This is a genomic window from Pseudomonas sp. LBUM1672, from assembly GCF_059695655.1.
Genome location: NZ_CP166781.1, coordinates 6,071,396 through 6,092,580, shown reverse-complemented (window position 1 = coordinate 6,092,580; position 21,185 = coordinate 6,071,396). Strand labels below are relative to the sequence as shown.

Sequence of the window (21,185 nt, the reverse complement as noted above, 5' to 3'; positions counted from 1 at the left end):
AGGCAAACAAATACCTTTTAGGAATTAGTTTGTGAGTCGACCGCTCTGGCCCGGGACGACGAATGGCAGTGAGCTAAATTCCTAAAAGGTATGAAAAAAGAATAAACCAATTCTTTTTGGGTTTATGACGAACTCATGACCCCGCAAGGACCAAAACACCGGGGATTAGACCATGGTCGTAGACACACATAGTTACGATTGACTTGTGGGTCACGGTCTGGCGCTAATCGCGCATCTTAGGATCCGGGGCGTTCGACCCAGGGCCAGGAACACAAGAATTAGAAACGAGAGGAGCTAAACAATGAACAAGTCCACCTTGGCCCTGGCCGTGGCCGTAGGGGTTTTGGCGCAGCAGGCAGGCGCCGCCGGTTTCATCGAAGACAGCAAGGCTTCCGTCAGTTCCCGAACCATGTATTACAACGCGGACACCCGCGAAGGGACTGCAAACGATCAGCGAGAAACTGCTGAAGGTCTCAAGTTCGATTTCCTGTCCGGTTTCACCCAAGGCACTGTGGGCTTTGGTTTTGACGCCCAGGCACTCGTCGGCATCCATCTGGATGGTGGCCGTGGTCATCACCCGGACAACAACACATTCTTCCCAAGCGATTCCGATGGTTCCGCATCAGACCCATGGAGCCGCGTAGCGGGCAACGTCAAGGCCCGCTTCTCGAAGACCGAGGCTCACCTGGGTGGCGCTCTGCAACCGAACATGCCGATTCTGGTCGCGAACGACAGCCGTCTGCTGCCCCAGACCTTTGAAGGTGGCACCATTACCTCGAAGGAAATCGACAACGTGACCTTCAACGTCGGCCAACTCGAGCACGCCGAGGGTCGCGCTTCGTCAAACACTACCGGTCTGGCAGTGGCGGGCGGTACCGAGGAAAGCAACAAATTCCAGTACGCCGGTGCTGACTGGAAGGTCACCAAAGACCTGACCCTGCAGTACTACCACGCGAACCTGGAAGACTACTACAAGCAGAACTTCTTCGGCCTGGTGCACGTCTTCCCGATCAGCGCCAACCAGTCCTTCAAGACTGACCTGCGCTATTTCGACAGCAGCTCCGACGGCAAGAACGGCGACGCAGGCTATCGATTCAATAACAACGGTGGTTACGCCAAGAACCCGGGCGAGGTCGATAACAAGACCTGGAGCGCCATGTTCACCTATACCCTGGGTGCCAACGCCTTCCTGCTCGGCCATCAGCGTGTCAGCGATGACGGTGGCTTCGTCTATCTGAACCAGGGCAACGTGGTCGACAGCAACGGTCGCAACGAAGGCGCAGGGGGCACGAGCTTCTACCTGTTCACCGACGCCATGGTTAACGGCTTCGTCCGTGCCGGTGAGAACACCACCTTCGGTCAGTACACCTACGACTTCGCCTCTCTTGGTGTTCCTGGCCTGAAAGCCTCGGCCGCCTACCTGCGCGGCGATAACATCAAAGCTACCAACGGCGTGGGTAAAGACCAGACCGAGTGGGAACGCGACCTGCGTGTGGATTACGTGATCCAGACGGGCGCGCTAAAAGGCTTCGGCACGACGTTGCGTCACGGTACCTACCGTGGCGATACCAACATCTCTGCTCAAGATCAGACCCGTCTGATCTTCAACTACACCTACCAGTTCCTGTAAGCCAGAAACCCAAAAAACCTCGCCTGCTGGCGAGGTTTTTTTTGCGCGTTTTTTGATATTCCAATCAGAGCTTAGATAGTAATTTATTATTCTTTTTGGTTTTTAATCCGGAGGCCTAAAGTGGCTCGCTTACTCGCCGATACCCTGTGTCCCGGCGCGAGTAGTAGCACGAAGCTATATAGCGAAATGGCATGAAAAATAATGAAATAAATATTTTTCGGTTTTACCATGCGCGCCCCAAATCACAGCGGGTAGCCGACGACCGTAGACGTGCATGGTTACGTTCACATGCGGCCTGGCGCTAACCGCGCATTTCAGGATCCAGGGCAAACGACCCAGGACCAGAAACATAAGAAATTAGAAATTAGAAACGATAGGAGCGAAACAAATGAACAAGTCCACCTTGGCCCTGGCTGTGGCCGTAGGGGTTTTGGCGCAGCAGGCAAGCGCCGCCGGTTTCATCGAAGACAGCAAGGCCACTCTGGGTCTGCGTAACTTCTACATCAACACCGATAACCGTGATGGTCCGGGCGCGAACAAGAACGAAGAATGGGGCCAAGGCTTCGATCTGCGCTTCATCTCCGGTTACACCCAAGGCACCGTCGGCTTCGGTATCGATGCCATCGGCCTGCTGGGCGTGCGCCTGGATTCGGGCGGTGGCACTAACGGTGCGAGCAACAACTCGTATGGCGGCACTGTTTTCCCAAGCAAGTCCAACGGCGAAGCGGTTGATAACTTCTCCAGCCTGGGCCTGACTGCAAAAGCCAAAATCTCCCAGACCGAACTGAAACTGGGCACGTTGCAGCCAAAAAACCCGGTGATCGTGACCAACGACGGTCGTCTGTTGCCACAAACCTGGCAGGGTGGCCAGATCACTTCTGGCGAGATCAAGGACCTGACTCTGGTCGGCGGCCAGATCGAATCCGTGAAAGGGCGTAACTCCAGCAACAACGAACAGCTGAGCATCGGCGGTGCCAACTCACGTACCGTGAGTGGCCGCGACAGCAACAAGTTCATCTACGCCGGTGGTGATTACAAAATCACCAAAGACCTGACCGCGCAGTACTACTACGGCAACCTGGAAGACTTCTACAAGCAACACTTCCTGGGTCTGGTGCACAACTGGGCAATCGGTCCGGGCGTGTTGAAGTCCGACTTGCGCTACTTCAACAGCTCTGATGACGGTGCCAACGGGCACGACCCGCTGTACTACAGCTCCGGCAACTACAGCAGCACTTCCAGTGGTAAAGGCAAGGTCGACAACAACCTGTACAGCGGCCTGTTCCTGTACACCGTTGCCGGTCACACCTTCGGTGGCGGCTATCAGGTCAGCAACGGCAGCAGCGACTTCCCTTGGTTGAACCAGGGCGACGGCTCGTCGAACTACACCATCACCGACATGCAGATCCAGAAGTTCGGCCGTGCCGGCGAACGTACCTGGCAAGCTCGCTACTCGTTCGACTTCGCCAAAGTCGGCGTGCCTGGCTTGACCGCCGGTATGGTTTATCTGCGTGGCGACGATATCGACACCAACCGCACCTCTACTGCTGCAGCCGGTAACAACAGCACCGAGTGGGAACGCGACCTGACTGTCGGTTACGTCGTACCGGAAGGCCCGTTGAAAAACGTTGGCTTCATGTGGAAGAACGCTACCTGGCGCACCAACATCCCGGGCGTTCGCTCCCAGGATGAAAACCGCCTGATCCTCAGCTACTCGATCCCGCTGTTGTAATAGCGCTCGCGTAACTGATGTAAAAAAGCCCCGCCCGGCATCTCGCCGGGCGGGGCTTTTGCGTTTTCAAGGCGAGGTCACCCCCGTAATCCCGCCTCAAAAACGCCCCTCTTTGCAGCAACTCAAGGCCTTCTCGAACCTTGTCGGCGATGTTCGTCCTGATGCTCATACAGGTCCAGTGAACAGATATTTAATATTCGTTTATGATCTAAACAAATCGATATTTATTCCTTTTAATCCATAAGGAACACAGGCACAGTTGAGCTCAACACGCACTCATCAGGAGCAGCACCATGAGCCTCAGACTGGGCGATATCGCCCCCGACTTCGAACAGGATTCCAGCGCCGGCACCCTCCGTTTCCACGAATGGCTGGGCGATAGCTGGGGCGTGTTGTTTTCCCATCCGGCGGACTTCACGCCGGTGTGCACCACTGAATTGGGCTTCACGGCAAAGCTCAAGGATGAATTCGCCAGTCGCGGTGTGAAAGCCATCGCCCTGTCCGTGGACCCGGTGGACTCGCACCACAAATGGATCGAGGACATCAATGAAACCCAGAACGCGGTCGTCAATTTCCCGATCCTGGCCGACGCGGACCGCAAGGTCTCAGACCTCTACGACCTGATCCACCCGAACGCCAATGACACCCTGACCGTGCGCTCGCTGTTCGTGATCGACCCGAACAAAAAGGTGCGGCTGACCATCACCTACCCGGCGAGTACCGGGCGCAATTTCCACGAGATCCTGCGGGTGATCGACTCGCTGCAACTCACCGACAACTACAAAGTGGCCACCCCGGCCAACTGGCAGGACGGTGATGAGGTGGTGATCGTGCCGTCGCTCAAGGACGAAGACGAAATCAAGAAGCGCTTTCCCAAGGGTTATCGCGCAGTGAAGCCGTACCTGCGCCTGACGCCACAACCCAACCGATAACTGGACAAACTATCGAGCGTCCCTGAGGCATTACCACGCGGAACGTGGGAACGATCACCATAAAGCAGGGGATTTCAGGCCGTTTTTACGGCCTGTTTTTTTGTCTGGAAAAAGGCTTTTCGCATAGACCTTAAATGAATAACCAAATGAATAAATATGATTTATGGATATAACAATCACCTGCTAAGGTCACCTCCATCAACGCGAGATCGCAAACCGCGAATCGCCAACACCGTTCAAGGAATCATCTGAATGCTGGTCGTCTCACTCGGTGGCAGTCCCAGCCAACGCTCCCGTTCCGGGGTGCTGCTGGAGCGCTCCCAACGCTGGTTGCAAGCGCAAGGCGTGGAAGTGGTGAGTTACCAGGTGCGGGACTTCCCGGCCGAAGACTTGCTGCATGCCCGCTTCAACAGCCCGAAGGTGATCGACCTGCTGCAACAGATTGAAAATGCCGACGGCCTGCTGATCGCCACCCCGGTGTACAAGGCATCGTTCTCCGGCGCGCTGAAAACCGTGCTGGACCTGCTGCCCGAGCGCGCGTTGGACCACAAGGTGGTTTTGCCCATGGCCACCGGCGGCAGCATCGCCCACATGCTGGCGGTGGATTACGCGCTCAAGCCGGTGTTGTCGACGCTGAAAGCCCAAGAGATGTTGCACGGAATTTTCGCGGTAGACAGCCAGATCGCTTACGCCGAAGGCAGCGCCCAGGCGCAGCTGGCGCCAGAGCTGGAACAACGACTGAATGAATCGCTGGAACTGTTTTTCAGCGCCATGGCCCGACGGCCCAAGCCGCTCGATCCGAACCTGTTGAACGAACGTTTGTTGAGCGCTCGCTGGAGCATTTAAGCCTTACCCGCATTTGCTTCACTCCACCTTACTCAGCCGCCAACGGCCAAGCAGGTGCAGCCAAAACCCAACTGCAAAAAGGAGAGCGCCATGCGCACTGTCATTTTGCGTCGTGGTCTGGTCGCTCTGTTTGCAGCGGCTGTCACCTTCGGCGCCATTACTCAAGCTCAAGCGCTTTCTTCCCATGAAGGCGTCCTGCGAATCGGTTATCAGAAGTACGGCACCCTGGTGCTGCTCAAAGCCAAAGGCACGTTGGAAAAACGCCTCGCCGCCCAAGGCGTGGACGTGCAATGGACTGAATTCCCCGGCGGCCCGCAGTTGCTTGAAGGCCTGAACGTCGGCTCCATCGACTTCGGCGTCACCGGTGAAACCCCGCCGGTATTTGCTCAAGCCGCTGGCGCCGATTTGCTCTACGTCGCCTACGAACCGCCAGCGCCCCACAGCGAAGCGATCCTGGTGCCGAAGGACTCGCCGATCAAAACGGTGCAGGGCCTCAAGGGCAAGAAAGTCGTCCTGAACAAAGGCTCCAACGTTCACTACTTGCTGGTGCGTGCACTGGAAGACGCCGGCCTCAAATACACCGACATCCAGACCGTATTCCTGCCGCCGGCCGATGCCCGCGCCGCGTTCGAACGGGGCAGCGTCGATGCCTGGGTCATCTGGGACCCGTACCAGGCTGCCGCCGAACAGCAACTGCAAGCGCGCACCCTGCGCGATGGCCAGGGCATCGTCGACAACCACCAGTTCTACCTTGCGACCAAGCCTTACGCACAGAAAAATCCTGAGGTGATCAAGACCCTCGTGGAAGAAGTGCGCGCCGTCGGCGAGTGGTCCAAGGCCAATCCCGAAGACGTGACCAAACAGGTTTCGCCACTGCTCGGCTTGCCGGCGGACATCACCCTGATCTCGATGAAACGCCAGGGTTACGGCGCGTTGTTCCTCACGCCTGAAGTGGTCGCCGCCCAACAGAAAATCGCCGACAGCTTCTACCAGCTCAAGCTGATTCCAAAGCAGTTGAGCATCAAAGACGTGATCTGGACGCCACCGGCCGCCGTTGCCGAGAAAATTGAACAAGTGCGCGCGAAAGCGGCGAAGCTCGATCGCACCGTGCGCTTCGGTATTCGCTTGCACGTGATCGTCCGCGAAACCAATGCCGAAGCCTGGCAAGCGGCGGATCGGCTGATCTCCCATCTGGACGACGAAACCATCGCCCGTGCCCAGGCCTCTCTGGCGCGCTTCGATTCGGTCGGCCAGCAACGCATGGCCGCGCTGCATGGCGGCAGCCGCGACAACCTGGAAGTCAGCCCCAACCTGTGGGCCGGTGTCGACCTGGTGCGGCGTGGCGGTGCCGGTACGGCGCTGGTGGGCGATGGCCCGACCGTGGCTGCGCGCGTGAAGGAATACACGGACCTGGGCATCGATACTTTCATCTTCGCCGGTTATCCAAACCTGGAAGAGTCGTACCGCGTTGCGCAATTGCTGTTCCCGCACCTCGACATCGAACGTCCGCAATTGCCCCAAGGCGCCAACTACGTCAGCCCGTTTGGCGAGATGGTCGCCAACGACATTCTTCCCAAAGCCGCGTCCCGGAGCTGAGGCGCGCCATGAAGAGAATTATCCACAACCTCGCGCCCTGGGCGTTGCCGGTGTTGCTGCTGGCGGTGTGGCAGTTGTCGGTGTCGGCGGGCTGGTTGTCGACACGGATTCTGCCGGCGCCGATCGCGGTCATTGAGGCCGGCGTGAGCCTGGTGCGCAGCGGTGAAATCTGGACGCACCTGGCAATCAGCGGCTGGCGTGCCGCGCTGGGCTTCACCATCGGTGGCAGCGTCGGCCTGGCCTTGGGCTTCATCACCGGCCTGTCGAAATGGGGCGAACGCTTGCTCGACAGTTCGGTGCAGATGATCCGCAACGTGCCGCATCTGGCGCTGATTCCGCTGGTGATCCTGTGGTTCGGCATCGATGAGTCGGCGAAGATTTTCCTGGTGGCGCTGGGCACGCTGTTCCCGATTTACCTCAACACCTATCACGGCATCCGCAGCGTCGATCCGGCGTTGGTGGAAATGTCGCGCAGCTATGGCTTGTCCGGTTTCAGCCTGTTTCGTCAGGTGATTCTGCCGGGTGCGCTGCCTTCGATTCTGGTCGGCGTGCGTTTCGCATTGGGCTTCATGTGGCTGACGCTGATCGTCGCGGAAACCATTTCCGCCAGCTCCGGCATTGGCTACCTGGCGATGAATGCCCGGGAGTTTTTGCAGACGGACGTGGTGGTGCTGGCGATCCTGATGTACGCCGTGCTCGGCAAACTCGCCGACCTCGCGGCCCGTGGACTTGAACGTGTGTGGCTGCGCTGGCATCCGGCGTATCAGGTTGCCAAAGGAGGTGCCGCATGACCGCTCAACAACCTCCACGCCTGCTGCGCGGAATTCCGTTGGTGGTGCGCAAGCTGCAAAAGACCTTTGGTTCGCGGCAGGTGTTGCGTGAGATCGACCTGCACATTCCGGCGGGTCAGTTTGTCGCCGTGGTCGGTCGCAGTGGCTGTGGCAAAAGTACCTTGCTGCGACTGCTCGCCGGCCTCGACAAACCCACTGGCGGTGAATTGCTCGCTGGCTCTGCGCCGCTGAGCGATGCCCGGGAAGACACTCGATTGATGTTCCAGGAAGCGCGTCTGCTGCCGTGGAAAAAGGTCATCGATAACGTCGGTCTCGGGCTCAAGGGCAACTGGCGGCCGCAAGCGCTGGAAGCCTTGGAATCGGTCGGCCTGGCGGATCGCGCCAATGAGTGGCCCGCCGCATTGTCCGGTGGCCAGAAGCAACGGGTGGCCCTGGCCCGCGCGCTGATCCATCAACCGCGCTTGCTGTTGCTCGACGAACCCCTGGGCGCGCTGGATGCCCTGACCCGAATTGAAATGCAGCAACTGATCGAACGCCTCTGGCAGAAGCACGGTTTCACCGTGTTGCTGGTGACGCATGACGTCAGTGAAGCGGTGGCGATTGCCGATCGGGTGATCCTGATCGAAGAGGGCGAAGTCGGCCTCGACCTGCATGTTGAGTTGCCACGCCCTCGGGTCCGCGGCTCCCATCGGCTGGCGGCGCTGGAAACCGAAGTACTCAATCGCGTGCTCGCACTGCCCGGCCAACCGCCGGAACCGGAACCTGTTTCACCCTTGCCTACGCAGTTGCGCTGGGCTCAATAACTCAAGTTTTATCCAACGACAGGAATCAACATCATGACTATCAAGGCCATCAACGTTCGTAACCAGTTCAAAGGCTCGATCAAGGAAATCGTATTGGGCGACGTGCTGTCGGAAATCGATGTTCAGACCGCTTCCGGCATCGTCACTTCGGTGATCACCACCCGTTCAGTGAAAGAGCTGGAACTGGTGGTCGGCAGCGAAGTGATTGCGTTTGTGAAATCCACCGAAGTGTCGATCGCCAAGTTGTAAGGGCGTGGACTGCGAGCAACCCCGGAGGACGTGAGCCCTTCGGGGGTTTTCGTGCATGTCTTGAACTCAGCGGTGTTGCCATCGCGGGCAAGCCCGCTCCCACAAGGATCTCCAGCGAACGCAGATTTTGTGAGCGACAAATAAACCTGTGGGAGCGGGCTTGCCCGCGAAGAGGCCAGTAAGGTCAACAAAGATCTCAGGCTGGGATACTGCGCTTGGGCAAATACGGCGGCAGATAAAGCCCCAGATACGCATCAAACACCCGCATCCCTTCCTCCGCCATGCGCGGGGTGATCTGCCCATGCTGCTGCACCGAGCGCGCATACACCCGATCTCCAAGCTCCATCGCCAGCGCGAACACATCGACATCGCTCGGCAACTTCGGCAGTTCGAAGTGGTGATCGAATAGCTTGTGCATCAGGTCGCCAAGCTCGATGTCGTGCTGGCGGTCGGCCTGGGTGACTTCGGTCAGCCCGTGCTGGGCCAGGATCAACTGGCGGGCGGCAGCATCCTCGCCGTAGATGTCGAGCATGCGCTGCTCCACGATTCGCGACAGGTCGCGCCAGCCGCTGAGGGCGTTGTGGTCGATGGGTGCTTGCAGGCAGGCGCGGAACGCAGCGTGGACGTCGGCCGTCAGGGCTTCGAGCAGCGCCGGGACGCTGGCAAAGAAGTGGTAGACGGAGGAGGGCGGGATCTCCGCGCGCTCGGCGACGCTGTAGATCGACAGACTGGCCACGCCTTCGGCCGCCAGCAGCGTGCGGGCGGCATCGAGTATCGAATCGATCCGGGCCTGGCTGCGGGCGCGGGGTTTGCGAACGGTGGCGGTGCGCGTCATTGGAGTCCTCCTGCGGGGCAGGGGGCATTGTACGAGCAGGCATCTATGTTGTCTGCCCGGCCGCCATCGCTAGCAGGCTAGCTCCCACAGAGATTTTCGGTGTACACAGAATTTATGTTCACTGGAGATCAACTGTGGGAGCTAGCCTGCTAGCGATCCGCCGAAGGCGGCCATAAAAAAACGCCGCATGCCTTATCAGCCTGCGGCGTTTGTTTTTACTGCAACCGCTTAAACGGTATGCAGGTACCAGTTGTACTCAAGGTCGGAGATGGAGTGTTCAAACTCCTCCAGCTCGCTTTCCTTACAAGCCACAAAGATATCGATGTATTTCGGATCGATGTACTTGGCCATGACTTCGCTGTCGTCCAGCTCGCGCAGTGCATCGCGCAGGTTGTTCGGCAGGCTCTGCTCGTTCTGCTCGTAGGAGTTGCCTTCCACGGGCGCGCCCGGCTCGATCTTGTTGGTCAGGCCGTGGTGCACGCCTGCCAGAACCGAAGCCATCAACAGATACGGGTTGGCGTCGGCGCCGGCCACACGGTGTTCGATGCGCACGGCATCGGCGGCACCGGTCGGCACGCGGATCGCTACGGTACGGTTGTCCAGGCCCCAGCACGGCGAGTTCGGCACGTAGAACTGTGCGCCGAAACGACGGTAGGAGTTGACGTTCGGGCAGAGGAAAGCCATCTGCGCCGGTAGGGTCTCGAGCACACCGCCGATCGCGTGACGCAGTGCGGCGTTCTGCTCGGGATCCTCGCTGGCAAAAATGTTTTTGCCTTCTTTATCAAGAATCGAAATGTGCACGTGCAGACCATTACCCGCCTGGCCTGGATAAGGCTTGGCCATGAAGGTGGTGTCCATCTCATGGTCGTAGGCGATGTTCTTGATCAGGCGCTTGAGCAGGACCGCGTAGTCGCAGGCCTTGATCGGGTCGGCCACGTGGTGCAGGTTCACTTCGAACTGCGCCGGGGCACTTTCCTTGACGATTGCATCGGCAGGGATGCCTTGCTCCTTCGCACCTTCCAGAATGTCCTGGAGGCAGTCGACGTATTCGTCGAGGTCGTCGATCAGGTAAACCTGGGTCGAATGCGGGCGTTTGCCGGATACCGGCGAGCGTGGCGGTTGCGGACGACCGTTCACGTTCTCCTGGTCGATCAGGTAGAACTCCAGTTCGAACGCGGCACAGATGGTCAGGCCCATCTCGTCGAACTTGCGAACTACATTGGCCAGCACTTCTCGCGGGTCGGCAAAGAACGGCTGGCCTTCGAGTTCGTGCATGGTCATCAACAGTTGCGCGGTAGGGCGCTTCTGCCAGGGCTCATTGCACAGGGTGTCAGGGATTGGATAGCAGATTCGGTCAGCATCGCCGATGTCCAGGCCCAGGCCGGTGCTTTCCACCGTCGAGCCATTGATATCCAGAGCAAATAGAGAGGCCGGCAGGTTGATGCCTTTCTCGTAAACCTTGTGGAGGCTGGTGCGTTCAATGCGCTTGCCGCGCACCACACCATTCATATCCGCAATCAGAAGGTCAACGTACAGAACCTCAGGATGTTCCTTAAGGAACGCGTTCGCTTCGTTAAGCTGAACGGCACGCGGGGGTACCGACATGATGCAACACCTTTGTTGTTAAAAATATCAATCATTGATCTCTTCGGGTTTCAGTCAACCCGAACGGCATGCCGAAGTCAAGCGAGGCCTTTTTTGCCCTAAAAAAGCGCCCGTAGGGCTTTTTTGAGGCAGTTTGGGGCGTTTTTATGCCTTTGAGCGCTTTAGCGCCCGCGAGCTTGAGCGGGCCGTGTTGTATTTTTTACGGGGGTGTTGTGTAAAAAAATGAACAAGGCTAAGCTCGATTCAAACCCATAACAGCAATAATACCGGGGTGCTTCATGTCTCGCCTGCCGTTAATCGGCGTCGCCATCTGCTCAAGGCAGATCGGTCTGCATGCTTATCACATCAGTGGCGATCGTTGCGTTCACGCCAAGGCAAGCGTTGCCAAAGGCGTGATGTCGACTCTTCCTTCCCCGGTGAATCTGCTGTCCCCGTCCGATATTCTGGACGGTCTGCACGACATTCTCTTTACTGGCTCTCTTTCCAATATAGAACCGTTTCGCCCTGGCAGCCCGACCAACGCGTCGGCTTCTGCCCATGATTCTGCACGTTCCACTACGCTCTCGCTGACCCGCGCCATTACCCGAGTGGGTAGTTGCGCGCGACCACTGCAGTGGCAATCTGTATCACGCGACGCCCATGCGTCAAACAACGCCTGACTTATAAGAGTCAGGAAACTCAGCCTAAGAGGCATTTATGAGTAACAACCTCGACCAGCTCACCGATTGGTTGAAAGACCACAAGATCACAGAAGTCGAATGCATGATCGCCGACTTGACCGGGATCACCCGGGGCAAGATTTCGCCGACCAACAAGTTCATTGCTGAAAAAGGCATGCGCCTGCCCGAGAGCGTTCTGTTACAGACCGTGACCGGCGACTATGTCGAAGACGACATCTATTACGAACTGCTCGACCCGGCCGACATCGACATGATCTGCCGGCCCGACCAGAACGCGGTGTATGTGGTGCCGTGGTCCATCGAGCCGACCGCTCAGGTGATCCACGACACCTACGACAAGCAAGGCAACCCGATCGAGCTGTCGCCGCGCAATGTGCTCAAGAAAGTGTTGAAACTCTATGCCGACAAGGGCTGGCAGCCAATCGTGGCGCCGGAAATGGAGTTTTACCTGACCAAGCGCAGCGACGACCCGGACTACCCGTTGCAACCGCCGATTGGCCGTTCCGGGCGCCCGGAAACCGGCCGTCAGTCGTTCTCCATTGAAGCGGCCAACGAATTCGACCCGCTGTTCGAAGACGTCTACGACTGGTGCGAACTGCAGGACCTGGACCTCGACACGTTGATCCACGAGGACGGCACCGCGCAGATGGAAATCAACTTCCGTCATGGCGATGCCCTGTCCCTGGCCGACCAGATCCTGATCTTCAAACGCACCATGCGCGAAGCCGCGCTCAAGCACGACGTGGCCGCCACCTTCATGGCCAAGCCCATGACCGGCGAGCCGGGCAGCGCGATGCACTTGCACCAGAGCATCATCGACATCGAAACCGGCAAGAACGTCTTCTCCAATGAAGACGGGACCATGAGCCAACTGTTCCTGCACCACATCGGTGGTTTGCAGAAGCTGATTCCCGAGTTGTTGCCGCTGTTCGCGCCGAACGTCAACTCGTTCCGCCGCTTCCTGCCGGACACCTCGGCGCCGGTTAACGTGGAGTGGGGCGAAGAGAACCGTACCGTGGGCCTGCGGGTTCCGGATGCCGGGCCGCAAAACCGTCGGGTGGAAAACCGCCTGCCGGGCGCTGACGCCAACCCGTACCTGGCCATCGCCGCTAGCCTGCTCTGCGGTTACATCGGCATGGTCGAAGGCTTGAACCCGAGTGCGCCGGTGGTGGGGCGCGGCTATGAACGCCGCAACCTGCGCCTGCCACTGACCATCGAAGACGCGCTGGAACGCATGGAAAACAGCGCGACCATCGAGAAGTACCTGGGCAAGAAATTCATCACTGGCTACGTCGCGGTCAAGCGGGCCGAGCATGAAAACTTCAAGCGCGTGATCAGTTCGTGGGAGCGGGAATTCCTGCTCTTCGCCGTCTGATGCGCCGGGCGCCGTTGCACTTGGCGGCGCCCTTCACTGAAATCTTAGGAGAATTCGCATGACCAGCAACAATCCGCAAACCCGTGAATGGCAAACCCTGAGCAACGATCACCACCTGGCCCCGTTCAGCGATTTCAAGCAGCTGAAAGAGAAAGGCCCGCGGATCATCACCAGCGCCAAGGGCGTTTATCTCTGGGACAGCGAAGGCAACAAGATCCTCGACGGCATGGCCGGCCTGTGGTGCGTCGCGATCGGCTACGGTCGTGATGAGCTGGCGGATGCCGCCAGCAAACAGATGCGCGAACTGCCTTACTACAACCTGTTCTTCCAGACCGCTCACCCGCCGGTACTCGAACTGGCCAAGGCCATTGCCGACATCGCACCGGAAGGCATGAACCATGTGTTCTTTACCGGTTCCGGTTCCGAAGGCAACGACACCATGCTGCGGATGGTCCGCCACTATTGGGCGATCAAGGGTCAGCCGAAGAAGAAGGTCATCATCAGCCGCAAGAACGGCTATCACGGTTCCACCGTGGCCGGCGCGAGCCTGGGTGGCATGACCTACATGCACGAACAAGGCGACTTGCCGATCCCGGGCATCGTCCACATCGCCCAGCCTTACTGGTTCAGTGAAGGCGGCGACATGACACCGGAAGAGTTCGGTGTGTGGGCGGCCAATCAGCTGGAAGAGAAAATTCTGGAAATCGGCGTGGACAACGTCGGTGCCTTTATTGCCGAGCCGATCCAGGGCGCCGGCGGCGTGATCATCCCGCCAGACACCTACTGGCCGCGCATCAAGGAAATCCTCGCCAAGTACGACATCCTGTTCGTGGCAGACGAAGTGATCTGTGGTTTCGGCCGCACCGGCGAGTGGTTCGGTACCGATTTCTACGGCCTCAAACCCGACATGATGACCATCGCCAAAGGCCTGACGTCCGGCTACATCCCGATGGGTGGCCTGATCGTGCGTGACGAAGTGGTCGCGGTACTCAACGAAGGTGGCGATTTCAACCACGGCTTCACTTATTCCGGTCACCCGGTGGCCGCGGCGGTTGCGCTGGAAAACATCCGCATCCTGCGCGAAGAAAAAATTATCGAGCGCGTCCATGCCGAAACGGCACCGTATTTGCAGAAACGCTTGCGGGAACTGAACGATCACCCGTTGGTGGGGGAAGTGCGTGGGGTCGGTCTGTTGGGGGCCATCGAACTGGTTCAGGACAAGGCCACTCGCAAGCGTTACGAAGGCAAGGGCGTCGGCATGATCTGCCGCACGTTCTGCTTCGACAACGGCCTGATCATGCGTGCCGTGGGGGACACCATGATCATTGCTCCGCCACTGGTGATTACCAAGGCTGAAATCGATGAGCTGGTAACCAAGGCACGCAAGTGCCTGGACCTGACCCTGAGTGCGTTGCAGGGCTAAGTGCTAGGCTCTGGGCGGGAGTCATGAAACTTTCGCTCAGAGCGGTTCCAAAGGGTGGCCTTTCCTTGAAAGACCGCCTCGGATCTTGCCAGACTAGCCGCGGTTCCAGTTGTCCGGGTTCGGCCACTGAACAAAGTGGTTCAAAAAAGAAAAATTTGGAGCATTACGCATGAAGGCATTAGGAAAAAAGCTTGCTGGCAAGACACTTCTCGCCATGTCCCTGATGGGCATAATGGCGAGTGCGGTCCAGGCGGACGACAAGGTGTTGCACGTCTATAACTGGTCCGACTACATCGCTCCGGACACCATCAAGAAGTTCGAAACCGAGTCCGGCATCAAAGTCGTCTACGACGTATTCGACAGTAACGAAACCCTGGAAGCCAAGTTGCTGGCAGGCAAGTCCGGCTACGACATCGTCGTGCCGTCGAACAACTTCCTGGCCAAGCAGATCAAGGCCGGCGTTTACCAGAAGCTGGACAAGTCCAAGCTGCCTAACTGGAAAAACCTGAACACTGACCTGCTCAAGGCGGTGTCGGTGAGCGACCCGGGTAACGAACATGCTTTCCCGTACATGTGGGGTTCGATCGGTATCGGCTTCAACGCCGAGAAGGTCAAGGCTGCACTGGGTGCCGATGCGCCAACCAATTCCTGGGACCTGCTGTTCAAACCTGAAAACGCTGCGAAGTTGAAGTCGTGCGGTATCAGTTTCCTCGATTCGCCAACCGAGATGATTCCGGTGGCGTTGCACTACCTGGGCTATCCAACCGACAGCCAGGACAAAAAACAACTGGCCGAAGCCGAAGCACTGTTCCTGAAGATTCGTCCTTCGGTGGGTTACTTCCACTCGTCCAAGTACATCTCCGACCTGGCCAACGGCAACATCTGCGTGGCCGTGGGTTACTCGGGTGACATCTACCAGGCCAAGTCCCGCGCGGCTGAAGCCGGTGACAAGGTGAAAGTCAGTTACAACATTCCGAAAGAAGGTGCCGGCAGCTTCTACGACATGGTCGCCATCCCTAAAGATGCCGAAAACGTCGAAGGCGCCTACAAGTTCATGACCTTCCTGCAGAAGCCGGAAATCATGGCTGAAATCACCAACGCTGTACGCTTCCCGAACGGTAACGCGGCCGCCACGGCATTGGTTGATAAAGAAATCACCGCCGACCCGGGCATCTACCCGCCGGCTGACGTGCTGGCCAAGCTGTACGCGATTGCCGACTTGCCGGCCGCGACCCAGCGGATCATGACCCGCAGCTGGACCAAGATTAAATCGGGTAAATAAGTAAAACCCTGTAGCAGCTGCCGAAGGCTGCGTTGAGGTCCGAAGGACCTCCGCTTTTTCAACAGCACAACTGCTCCGCAGTTGAACGCAGCCTGCGGCAGCTGCTACAGATCTTCATAAAGTTTGCTGGAACGGTTTTTCGAGGGTAAGTTGCGCGCCGGTTTTGTTGCTGGGCAGCCATGCCTGTCATGTAACGCGGGGCAACTTGGGCCCAACTAATTTTAGAGGACCTCCACTTGCCTATTTTTTCTTTGTTGCGCAATGCATTGCTCGCCGGAGCCGGGCTGACACTCGCTGTCAGTGTCCAGGCCGCCGGCACTGTGCATATTTATAACTGGTCGGACTACATCGGTGCGACCACCCTGGCCGACTTCCAGAAAGAGACCGGCATCAAACCGGTCTACGACGTCTTCGATTCCAACGAAACCCTGGAAGGCAAGTTGCTGGCCGGGCGTACCGGTTATGACGTGGTCGTGCCGTCCAACCACTTCCTCGGCAAGCAGATCAAGGCGGGCGCTTTCCAGAAGCTCGACAAGAAGCTGCTGACTAACTATTCCAACCTCGATCCAGTATTGCTCAAGCGTCTTGAGCAAAACGATCCGGGTAACCAGTACGCCGTACCGTACCTGTGGGGCACCAACGGCATCGGTTACAACGTCGACAAGATCAAGGCTGTGCTGGGCGTCGACAAGATCGATTCCTGGAGCGCGGTGTTCGAACCGGAGAACATCAAGAAGCTGCACAGTTGCGGCGTGGCGTTCCTCGATTCCGCCGATGAAATGATGCCCACCGTCCTCAACTACATGGGCCTCAACGCTAACAGTACCAACCCCGAAGATTACAAAAAGGCCGAAGCCAAGTTGCTGGCGGTGCGGCCTTACGTGACGTACTTCCACTCCTCCAAATACATCGCGGACCTCGCCAACGGCGACATCTGCATCGCCATCGGTTTCTCCGGTGACATGTTCCAGGCCAAGGCCCGCGCGGAAGAAGCCGGCAAGGGCATGAACATCGCCTACTCGATTCCGAAAGAGGGCGGCGCGCTCTGGTTCGACATGCTGGCGATTCCCAAGGATGCGGCCAACGTCAAAGAGGCCCACGCCTTCATCAACTATTTGTTGAAACCCGAGGTGATCGCACAAGTCAGTGATTCTGTTGGCTATGCGAACCCCAACCCTGGCTCGGACAAGTTGATGGAACAGTCCATCCGCACCGACGAGTCGGTTTATCCACCGCAAGCCGTCCTCGACAAGACCTACGTGTCCGTCGAATTACCACCAAACATTCAACGTTTGATGACCCGCAGCTGGACCAAGGTCAAGTCGGGTAAATAGCGACAAGGCTCAAACTATCCAAGTTCGCCCACCTCGGGCGTACTGCACTCTTTTTTTCTGGGAGTTTCGTAAATGGCAGTTGCCTCCGGCGCCTATAAGAAAGCCCTCGAGGGCGACCAGACACCTAAACAGGTGTTGGTCAAAATCGACCGGGTCACGAAGAAGTTCGACGAGACGATTGCCGTGGACGATGTGTCCCTGGAAATCAAGAAAGGCGAGATTTTCGCCTTGCTCGGCGGTTCGGGATCGGGCAAATCCACGTTGCTGCGCATGCTCGCAGGCTTCGAACGGCCCACGGAGGGGCGCATTTTCCTCGATGGCGTAGACATCACCGACATGCCGCCATACGAGCGGCCGATCAACATGATGTTCCAGTCCTACGCGTTGTTCCCGCACATGACCGTGGCGCAGAACATCGCGTTCGGCCTCAAGCAGGACAAAATCCCCGCAGCTGAAGTCGATGCCCGTGTCGCGGACATGCTCAAGCTGGTTCAGATGACGCAATACGCCAAGCGCAAACCGCATCAGTTGTCCGGTGGTCAGCGTCAGCGTGTGGCCTTGGCGCGCTCGCTGGCCAAGCGGCCGAAGCTGTTGCTGCTCGACGAACCGATGGGTGCGCTGGACAAGAAGCTGCGTTCGCAAATGCAGCTGGAGCTGGTCGAGATCATCGAGCGCGTCGGCGTAACCTGCGTCATGGTGACCCACGATCAGGAAGAGGCCATGACCATGGCCGAGCGCATCGCGATCATGCACCTGGGCTGGATCGCCCAGATCGGCAGCCCGATCGACATCTACGAAACCCCGACCAGCCGCCTGGTCTGTGAATTTATCGGCAACGTCAACATCTTCGACGGTGAAGTGATCGACGACGCCGAAGGCTACGCGACCATCACCTGCAAGGACCTGGACCGCCAGATCTACGTCGGCCACGGCATCAGCACCTCGGTGCAGGACAAATCCGTGACCTACGCGATCCGTCCGGAAAAACTGCTGGTGACGCCGACCATGCCGACCTGCGAATACAACTGGTCCAGCGGCAAGGTCCACGACATCGCCTACCTCGGCGGGCACTCGGTGTTCTACGTCGAACTGCCGAGCGGCAAGATCGTCCAGTCGTTCGTCGCCAACGCCGAGCGCCGCGGCCAGCGCCCAACCTGGGGTGACCAGGTTTATGTGTGGTGGGAAGACGACAGCGGCGTGGTACTTCGCTCATGAACATGCGCAAATTCAAACGCCGCCTCAATCGAATAATTCCCGGTGGCCGCCAACTGGTCATCGGGGTTCCGTTCATTTGGCTGTTCCTGTTCTTCATGTTGCCGTTCTTCATCGTCCTGAAGATCAGCTTCGCCGAAGCCGACGTCGCCATCCCGCCGTACACCGAGATCTACAGCTTCATCGACCAGAAGCTCCAGGTGCTGTTGAACCTGGGCAACTACGCGATGCTGGCCGGCGACGAGTTGTACATCGCCGCCTACCTTGGCTCGCTGAAGATGGCGCTGATCAGCACCGTCCTCTGTCTGCTGATCGGCTACCCGATGGCCTACGCCATTGCCAGTGCCCGTAAAGAGATGCAAACGGTGCTGGTGCTGCTGATCATGATGCCGACCTGGACCGCGATCCTGATCCGCGTGTATGCGTGGATGGGCATCCTCAGCAACAACGGTCTGCTCAACGGTTTCCTGATGACCATGGGCTGGATCGACGAGCCGCTGCAGATCCTCAATACCAACCTGGCGGTGTACATCGGCGTGGTTTATTCCTACCTGCCGTTCATGATCCTGCCGCTCTACGCCAACCTGGTGAAGCACGACAACAGCCTGCTGGAAGCCGCCTCGGACCTGGGTTCGAGCACGTTCAACAGCTTCTGGAAGATCACCATCCCTCTGTCCAAGAATGGCATCGTCGCCGGCTGCATGCTGGTGTTCATCCCGGTGGTGGGTGAGTTCGTGATCCCGGAACTGCTCGGCGGTCCGGAAACCCTGATGATCGGTAAGGTGCTCTGGCAAGAGTTCTTCAACAACCGTGACTGGCCGGTGGCCTCTGCGCTGGCGGTGGTCATGCTGCTGATCCTGATTGTGCCAATCATCTTGTTCAACCGTAGTCAGGCCAAAGAAATGGAGGGTAAAGAATGAAGCGCTTCCGTTTCTCGAGTTTCATGCTGATCGCGGGCTTGCTGTTCATCTACGCGCCGATGCTGATCCTGGTGATCTACTCGTTCAACGCCTCGAAACTGGTAACGGTGTGGGGTGGCTGGTCGATCAAGTGGTACGTCGGTTTGATGGACAACACGCAACTGATGGGCTCGGTGGTGCGCTCGCTGGAAATCGCCTGCTACACGGCGGTGGCGGCGGTGGCACTGGGTACGTTGGCGGCGTTCGTCCTGACCCGTATCACCCACTTCAAGGGTCGCACGCTGTTCGGTGGCCTGGTCACCGCGCCGCTGGTGATGCCCGAAGTGATCACCGGTCTGTCGCTGTTGCTGCTGTTCGTGGCGATGGCGCAGATGATCGGTTGGCCACAGGAGCGCGGCATCGTCACCATCTGGATCGCCCACACGACGTTCTGTGCGGCGTATGTGGCGGTGGTGGTCTCGGCGCGCTTGCGTGAGCTGGACCTGTCCATCGAAGAGGCGGCCATGGACCTGGGCGCGCGGCCGTGGAAGGTGTTCTTCCTGATCACCATCCCGATGATCGCGCCCTCGCTGGGTGCCGGCGGCATGATGTCGTTCGCCCTGTCGCTGGATGACCTGGTGTTGGCGAGCTTCGTATCGGGCCCGGGTTCCACGACCCTGCCGATGGAAGTGTTCTCGGCGGTGCGTCTGGGGGTTAAACCCGAGATCAACGCCGTGGCCAGCCTGATTCTGCTGGCGGTTTCGTTGATGACCTTCCTGGTCTGGTTCTTCAGCCGCCGTGCCGAAGAAGCGCGCAAGCGTGCGATCCAGCAGGCGATCGAAGAAAGCGCTGCCGACTCCTGGAAACAGCCGGACGTGCGTCGCGCCCAGCAGGCGCCAGAAGCGGCGTAAAGCGTTGGCCACAATTATGTGGCCAACCCCGATCCAAATGTGGGAGCGGGCTTGCTCGCGAAAGCGGTGTATCAGTCGACATCACTATCGACTGACACGGCCTCTTCGCGAGCAAGCCCGCTCCCACAGTCGTTTTAGGAAACCCAAGGGGATTTGCGGATGATCTCGACGAAGTTCATCGGCTTGAACCCTGGCTCGCTGTCCACCAGCACATCTGCGTTCACCGTGCCGAACGTGGTGTCCGGTTTGTGTTTGAAGCCATTGGCGAACGCGCACAGGATGCATTCCTTGAACCCTTCGCCCCGTGGATGCGCATGCACCACCGCTTCGCGCTGCACGGTGGGGAATGCCGCGTAGTCGATACCCAGCACATCCATTTCCACACCGGCCGTGACCAGCGCCACGTTAGGCTGCAGGTGTTGCGGCACGCCCGGCGTGGTGTGCAGGGCGATCGACAGCCACACCTGCTCGATATCGCCATCCGACAAGCCATAAGGTTTGAGGAACGCTTTGGCGGCATTCGCGCTATCGACTTCGAAACGCTCGTCGTCGGTGCGATGACCTTCCACCAGGCCCAGGTCATGGAACATGGCGCCGACGTAGAGCATTTCCGGATCGTAGGCCAACTGCTTGCGTTCACCGCTCAGGGCGCCGAACAGAAACACCCGGCGCGAGTGGTGGTAAAGCAAGTCGGACTCGGCGTCACGGATGTATTCAGTGGTGGCCCGGGCCAACGCGCTGTCAGGGATTTTGATACCGGCAATGATGCTGCTCATGGTGCTTTCCTCGTGGGGAACGCCGTGGCGGCGCTGATGGAACAAGTCTGTTCCCGCCTCCAAAACCGGACAATCGATCCATGGCTGCGATCCCGGCCAATGAGCATGCATATCGCGCCAACCTCGCTTGTTGCGCCCGGATTGGCTAAGTTTGACGCAGGTAACCCGGGTTGTACGCATGCCCTGTAGCAGCTGCCGAGCCTGCGAGGCTGCGTTCGGCTGCGAAGCAGTCGTGAAATCAGGCAACTCGGTCATCCAGGTGAACCGAGTACAC

17 protein-coding genes and 3 pseudogenes are annotated in these 21,185 nt (G+C 58.5%); 17 read left to right on the top strand and 3 right to left on the bottom strand.

Translation table 11 applies throughout. The features are described 5' to 3' along the window. Positions 1–301: 301 nt before the first annotated feature. The 9 genes and pseudogenes from ACA053_RS27925 (at position 302) to ACA053_RS27885 (ending at position 8,579) form a co-directional block, all read left to right on the top strand. Positions 302–1,630 (top strand): OprD family porin, encoded by a 1,329-nt coding sequence (locus ACA053_RS27925; protein WP_497394154.1) that lies wholly within the window; start codon positions 302–304, stop codon positions 1,628–1,630. Positions 1,631–2,018: 388 nt separating this feature from the next. Then, positions 2,019–3,362 carry an OprD family porin gene (locus ACA053_RS27920; protein WP_109635725.1) on the top strand — a complete coding sequence of 448 codons (1,344 nt, stop codon included), beginning with the start codon at positions 2,019–2,021 and terminating at the stop codon, positions 3,360–3,362. A 293-nt stretch (positions 3,363–3,655) separates the two neighbouring features. Then, positions 3,656–4,294 (top strand): peroxiredoxin, encoded by a 639-nt coding sequence (locus ACA053_RS27915; protein WP_497394153.1) that lies wholly within the window; start codon positions 3,656–3,658, stop codon positions 4,292–4,294. A gap of 252 nt (positions 4,295–4,546) precedes the next feature. Beyond that, the gene (gene ssuE, locus ACA053_RS27910) at positions 4,547–5,140 is read left to right on the top strand and encodes an NADPH-dependent FMN reductase (protein WP_497394151.1); all 594 of its coding nucleotides are present in this window, start codon (positions 4,547–4,549) and stop codon (positions 5,138–5,140) included. A gap of 90 nt (positions 5,141–5,230) precedes the next feature. Then, a pseudogene (locus ACA053_RS27905) lies at positions 5,231–6,190 on the top strand (sulfonate ABC transporter substrate-binding protein); the annotation flags it as partial. Next, positions 6,182–6,736: pseudogene (locus tag ACA053_RS27900) on the top strand (LLM class flavin-dependent oxidoreductase); the annotation flags it as partial. The pseudogenes ACA053_RS27905 and ACA053_RS27900, both read left to right, overlap by 9 nt. Positions 6,737–6,744: 8 nt before the next feature. Then, positions 6,745–7,527 (top strand): aliphatic sulfonate ABC transporter permease SsuC, encoded by a 783-nt coding sequence (ssuC, locus tag ACA053_RS27895; RefSeq protein WP_497394150.1) that lies wholly within the window; start codon positions 6,745–6,747, stop codon positions 7,525–7,527. After that, positions 7,524–8,330, top strand: coding sequence for an aliphatic sulfonates ABC transporter ATP-binding protein (ssuB, locus tag ACA053_RS27890; RefSeq protein WP_109635717.1), 807 nt, complete (start codon positions 7,524–7,526; stop codon positions 8,328–8,330). Before ssuC ends, ssuB begins: the two co-directional genes overlap by 4 nt. A 33-nt stretch (positions 8,331–8,363) precedes the next feature. Then, positions 8,364–8,579, top strand: coding sequence for a TOBE domain-containing protein (locus ACA053_RS27885; protein WP_003229256.1), 216 nt, complete (start codon positions 8,364–8,366; stop codon positions 8,577–8,579). 196 nt (positions 8,580–8,775) lie between these two features. On the opposite strand, the gene ACA053_RS27880 is transcribed toward ACA053_RS27885, so the two are convergent. Together ACA053_RS27880 and ACA053_RS27875 are read right to left on the bottom strand one after the other, a co-directional pair. After that, entirely contained in the window at positions 8,776–9,414 is a 639-nt protein-coding gene (locus ACA053_RS27880; RefSeq protein ID WP_109635715.1) for a TetR/AcrR family transcriptional regulator, read from the bottom strand. Positions 9,415–9,642: 228 nt separating this feature from the next. Then, positions 9,643–11,019 carry a glutamine synthetase family protein gene (locus ACA053_RS27875; RefSeq protein WP_109635714.1) on the bottom strand — a complete coding sequence of 459 codons (1,377 nt, stop codon included), beginning with the start codon at positions 11,017–11,019 and terminating at the stop codon, positions 9,643–9,645. A gap of 278 nt (positions 11,020–11,297) precedes the next feature. On the opposite strand from ACA053_RS27875, the pseudogene ACA053_RS27870 reads away from it, so the two are divergent. The 8 genes and pseudogenes from ACA053_RS27870 to ACA053_RS27835 all read left to right on the top strand — a co-directional run. Continuing rightward, positions 11,298–11,612: pseudogene (locus tag ACA053_RS27870) on the top strand (gamma-glutamyl-gamma-aminobutyrate hydrolase family protein); the annotation flags it as partial. Positions 11,613–11,715: 103 nt separating this feature from the next. Beyond that, positions 11,716–13,074 (top strand): glutamine synthetase family protein, encoded by a 1,359-nt coding sequence (locus tag ACA053_RS27865; protein WP_266009438.1) that lies wholly within the window; start codon positions 11,716–11,718, stop codon positions 13,072–13,074. Positions 13,075–13,132: 58 nt separating this feature from the next. Then, complete coding sequence (locus tag ACA053_RS27860) at positions 13,133–14,497, top strand: aspartate aminotransferase family protein (protein WP_497331719.1); 1,365 nt, start codon at positions 13,133–13,135, stop codon at positions 14,495–14,497. Positions 14,498–14,666: 169 nt separating this feature from the next. Beyond that, positions 14,667–15,779 carry a polyamine ABC transporter substrate-binding protein gene (locus ACA053_RS27855; RefSeq protein ID WP_497394149.1) on the top strand — a complete coding sequence of 371 codons (1,113 nt, stop codon included), beginning with the start codon at positions 14,667–14,669 and terminating at the stop codon, positions 15,777–15,779. A gap of 236 nt (positions 15,780–16,015) precedes the next feature. Then, a complete protein-coding gene (locus ACA053_RS27850; RefSeq protein ID WP_497394148.1) occupies positions 16,016–17,113 on the top strand; it encodes a polyamine ABC transporter substrate-binding protein in 1,098 nt (365 codons plus the stop codon). A gap of 72 nt (positions 17,114–17,185) precedes the next feature. After that, positions 17,186–18,328: an ABC transporter ATP-binding protein gene (locus ACA053_RS27845; RefSeq protein WP_109635704.1), complete on the top strand. Its 1,143-nt coding sequence runs from the start codon at positions 17,186–17,188 to the stop codon at positions 18,326–18,328. Positions 18,329–18,363: 35 nt separating this feature from the next. Continuing rightward, positions 18,364–19,245, top strand: coding sequence for an ABC transporter permease subunit (locus ACA053_RS27840; protein ID WP_178082364.1), 882 nt, complete (start codon positions 18,364–18,366; stop codon positions 19,243–19,245). Continuing rightward, positions 19,242–20,135, top strand: coding sequence for an ABC transporter permease subunit (locus tag ACA053_RS27835; RefSeq protein WP_010466694.1), 894 nt, complete (start codon positions 19,242–19,244; stop codon positions 20,133–20,135). Before ACA053_RS27840 ends, ACA053_RS27835 begins: the two co-directional genes overlap by 4 nt. Positions 20,136–20,269: 134 nt before the next feature. Here the strand turns inward: ACA053_RS27835 and ACA053_RS27830 are convergent, their stop codons facing one another. Beyond that, on the bottom strand, positions 20,270–20,911 hold the full coding sequence (locus tag ACA053_RS27830) for an HD domain-containing protein (RefSeq protein WP_497394146.1): 642 nt from the start codon (positions 20,909–20,911) through the stop codon (positions 20,270–20,272). Positions 20,912–21,185: the final 274 nt, after the last annotated feature.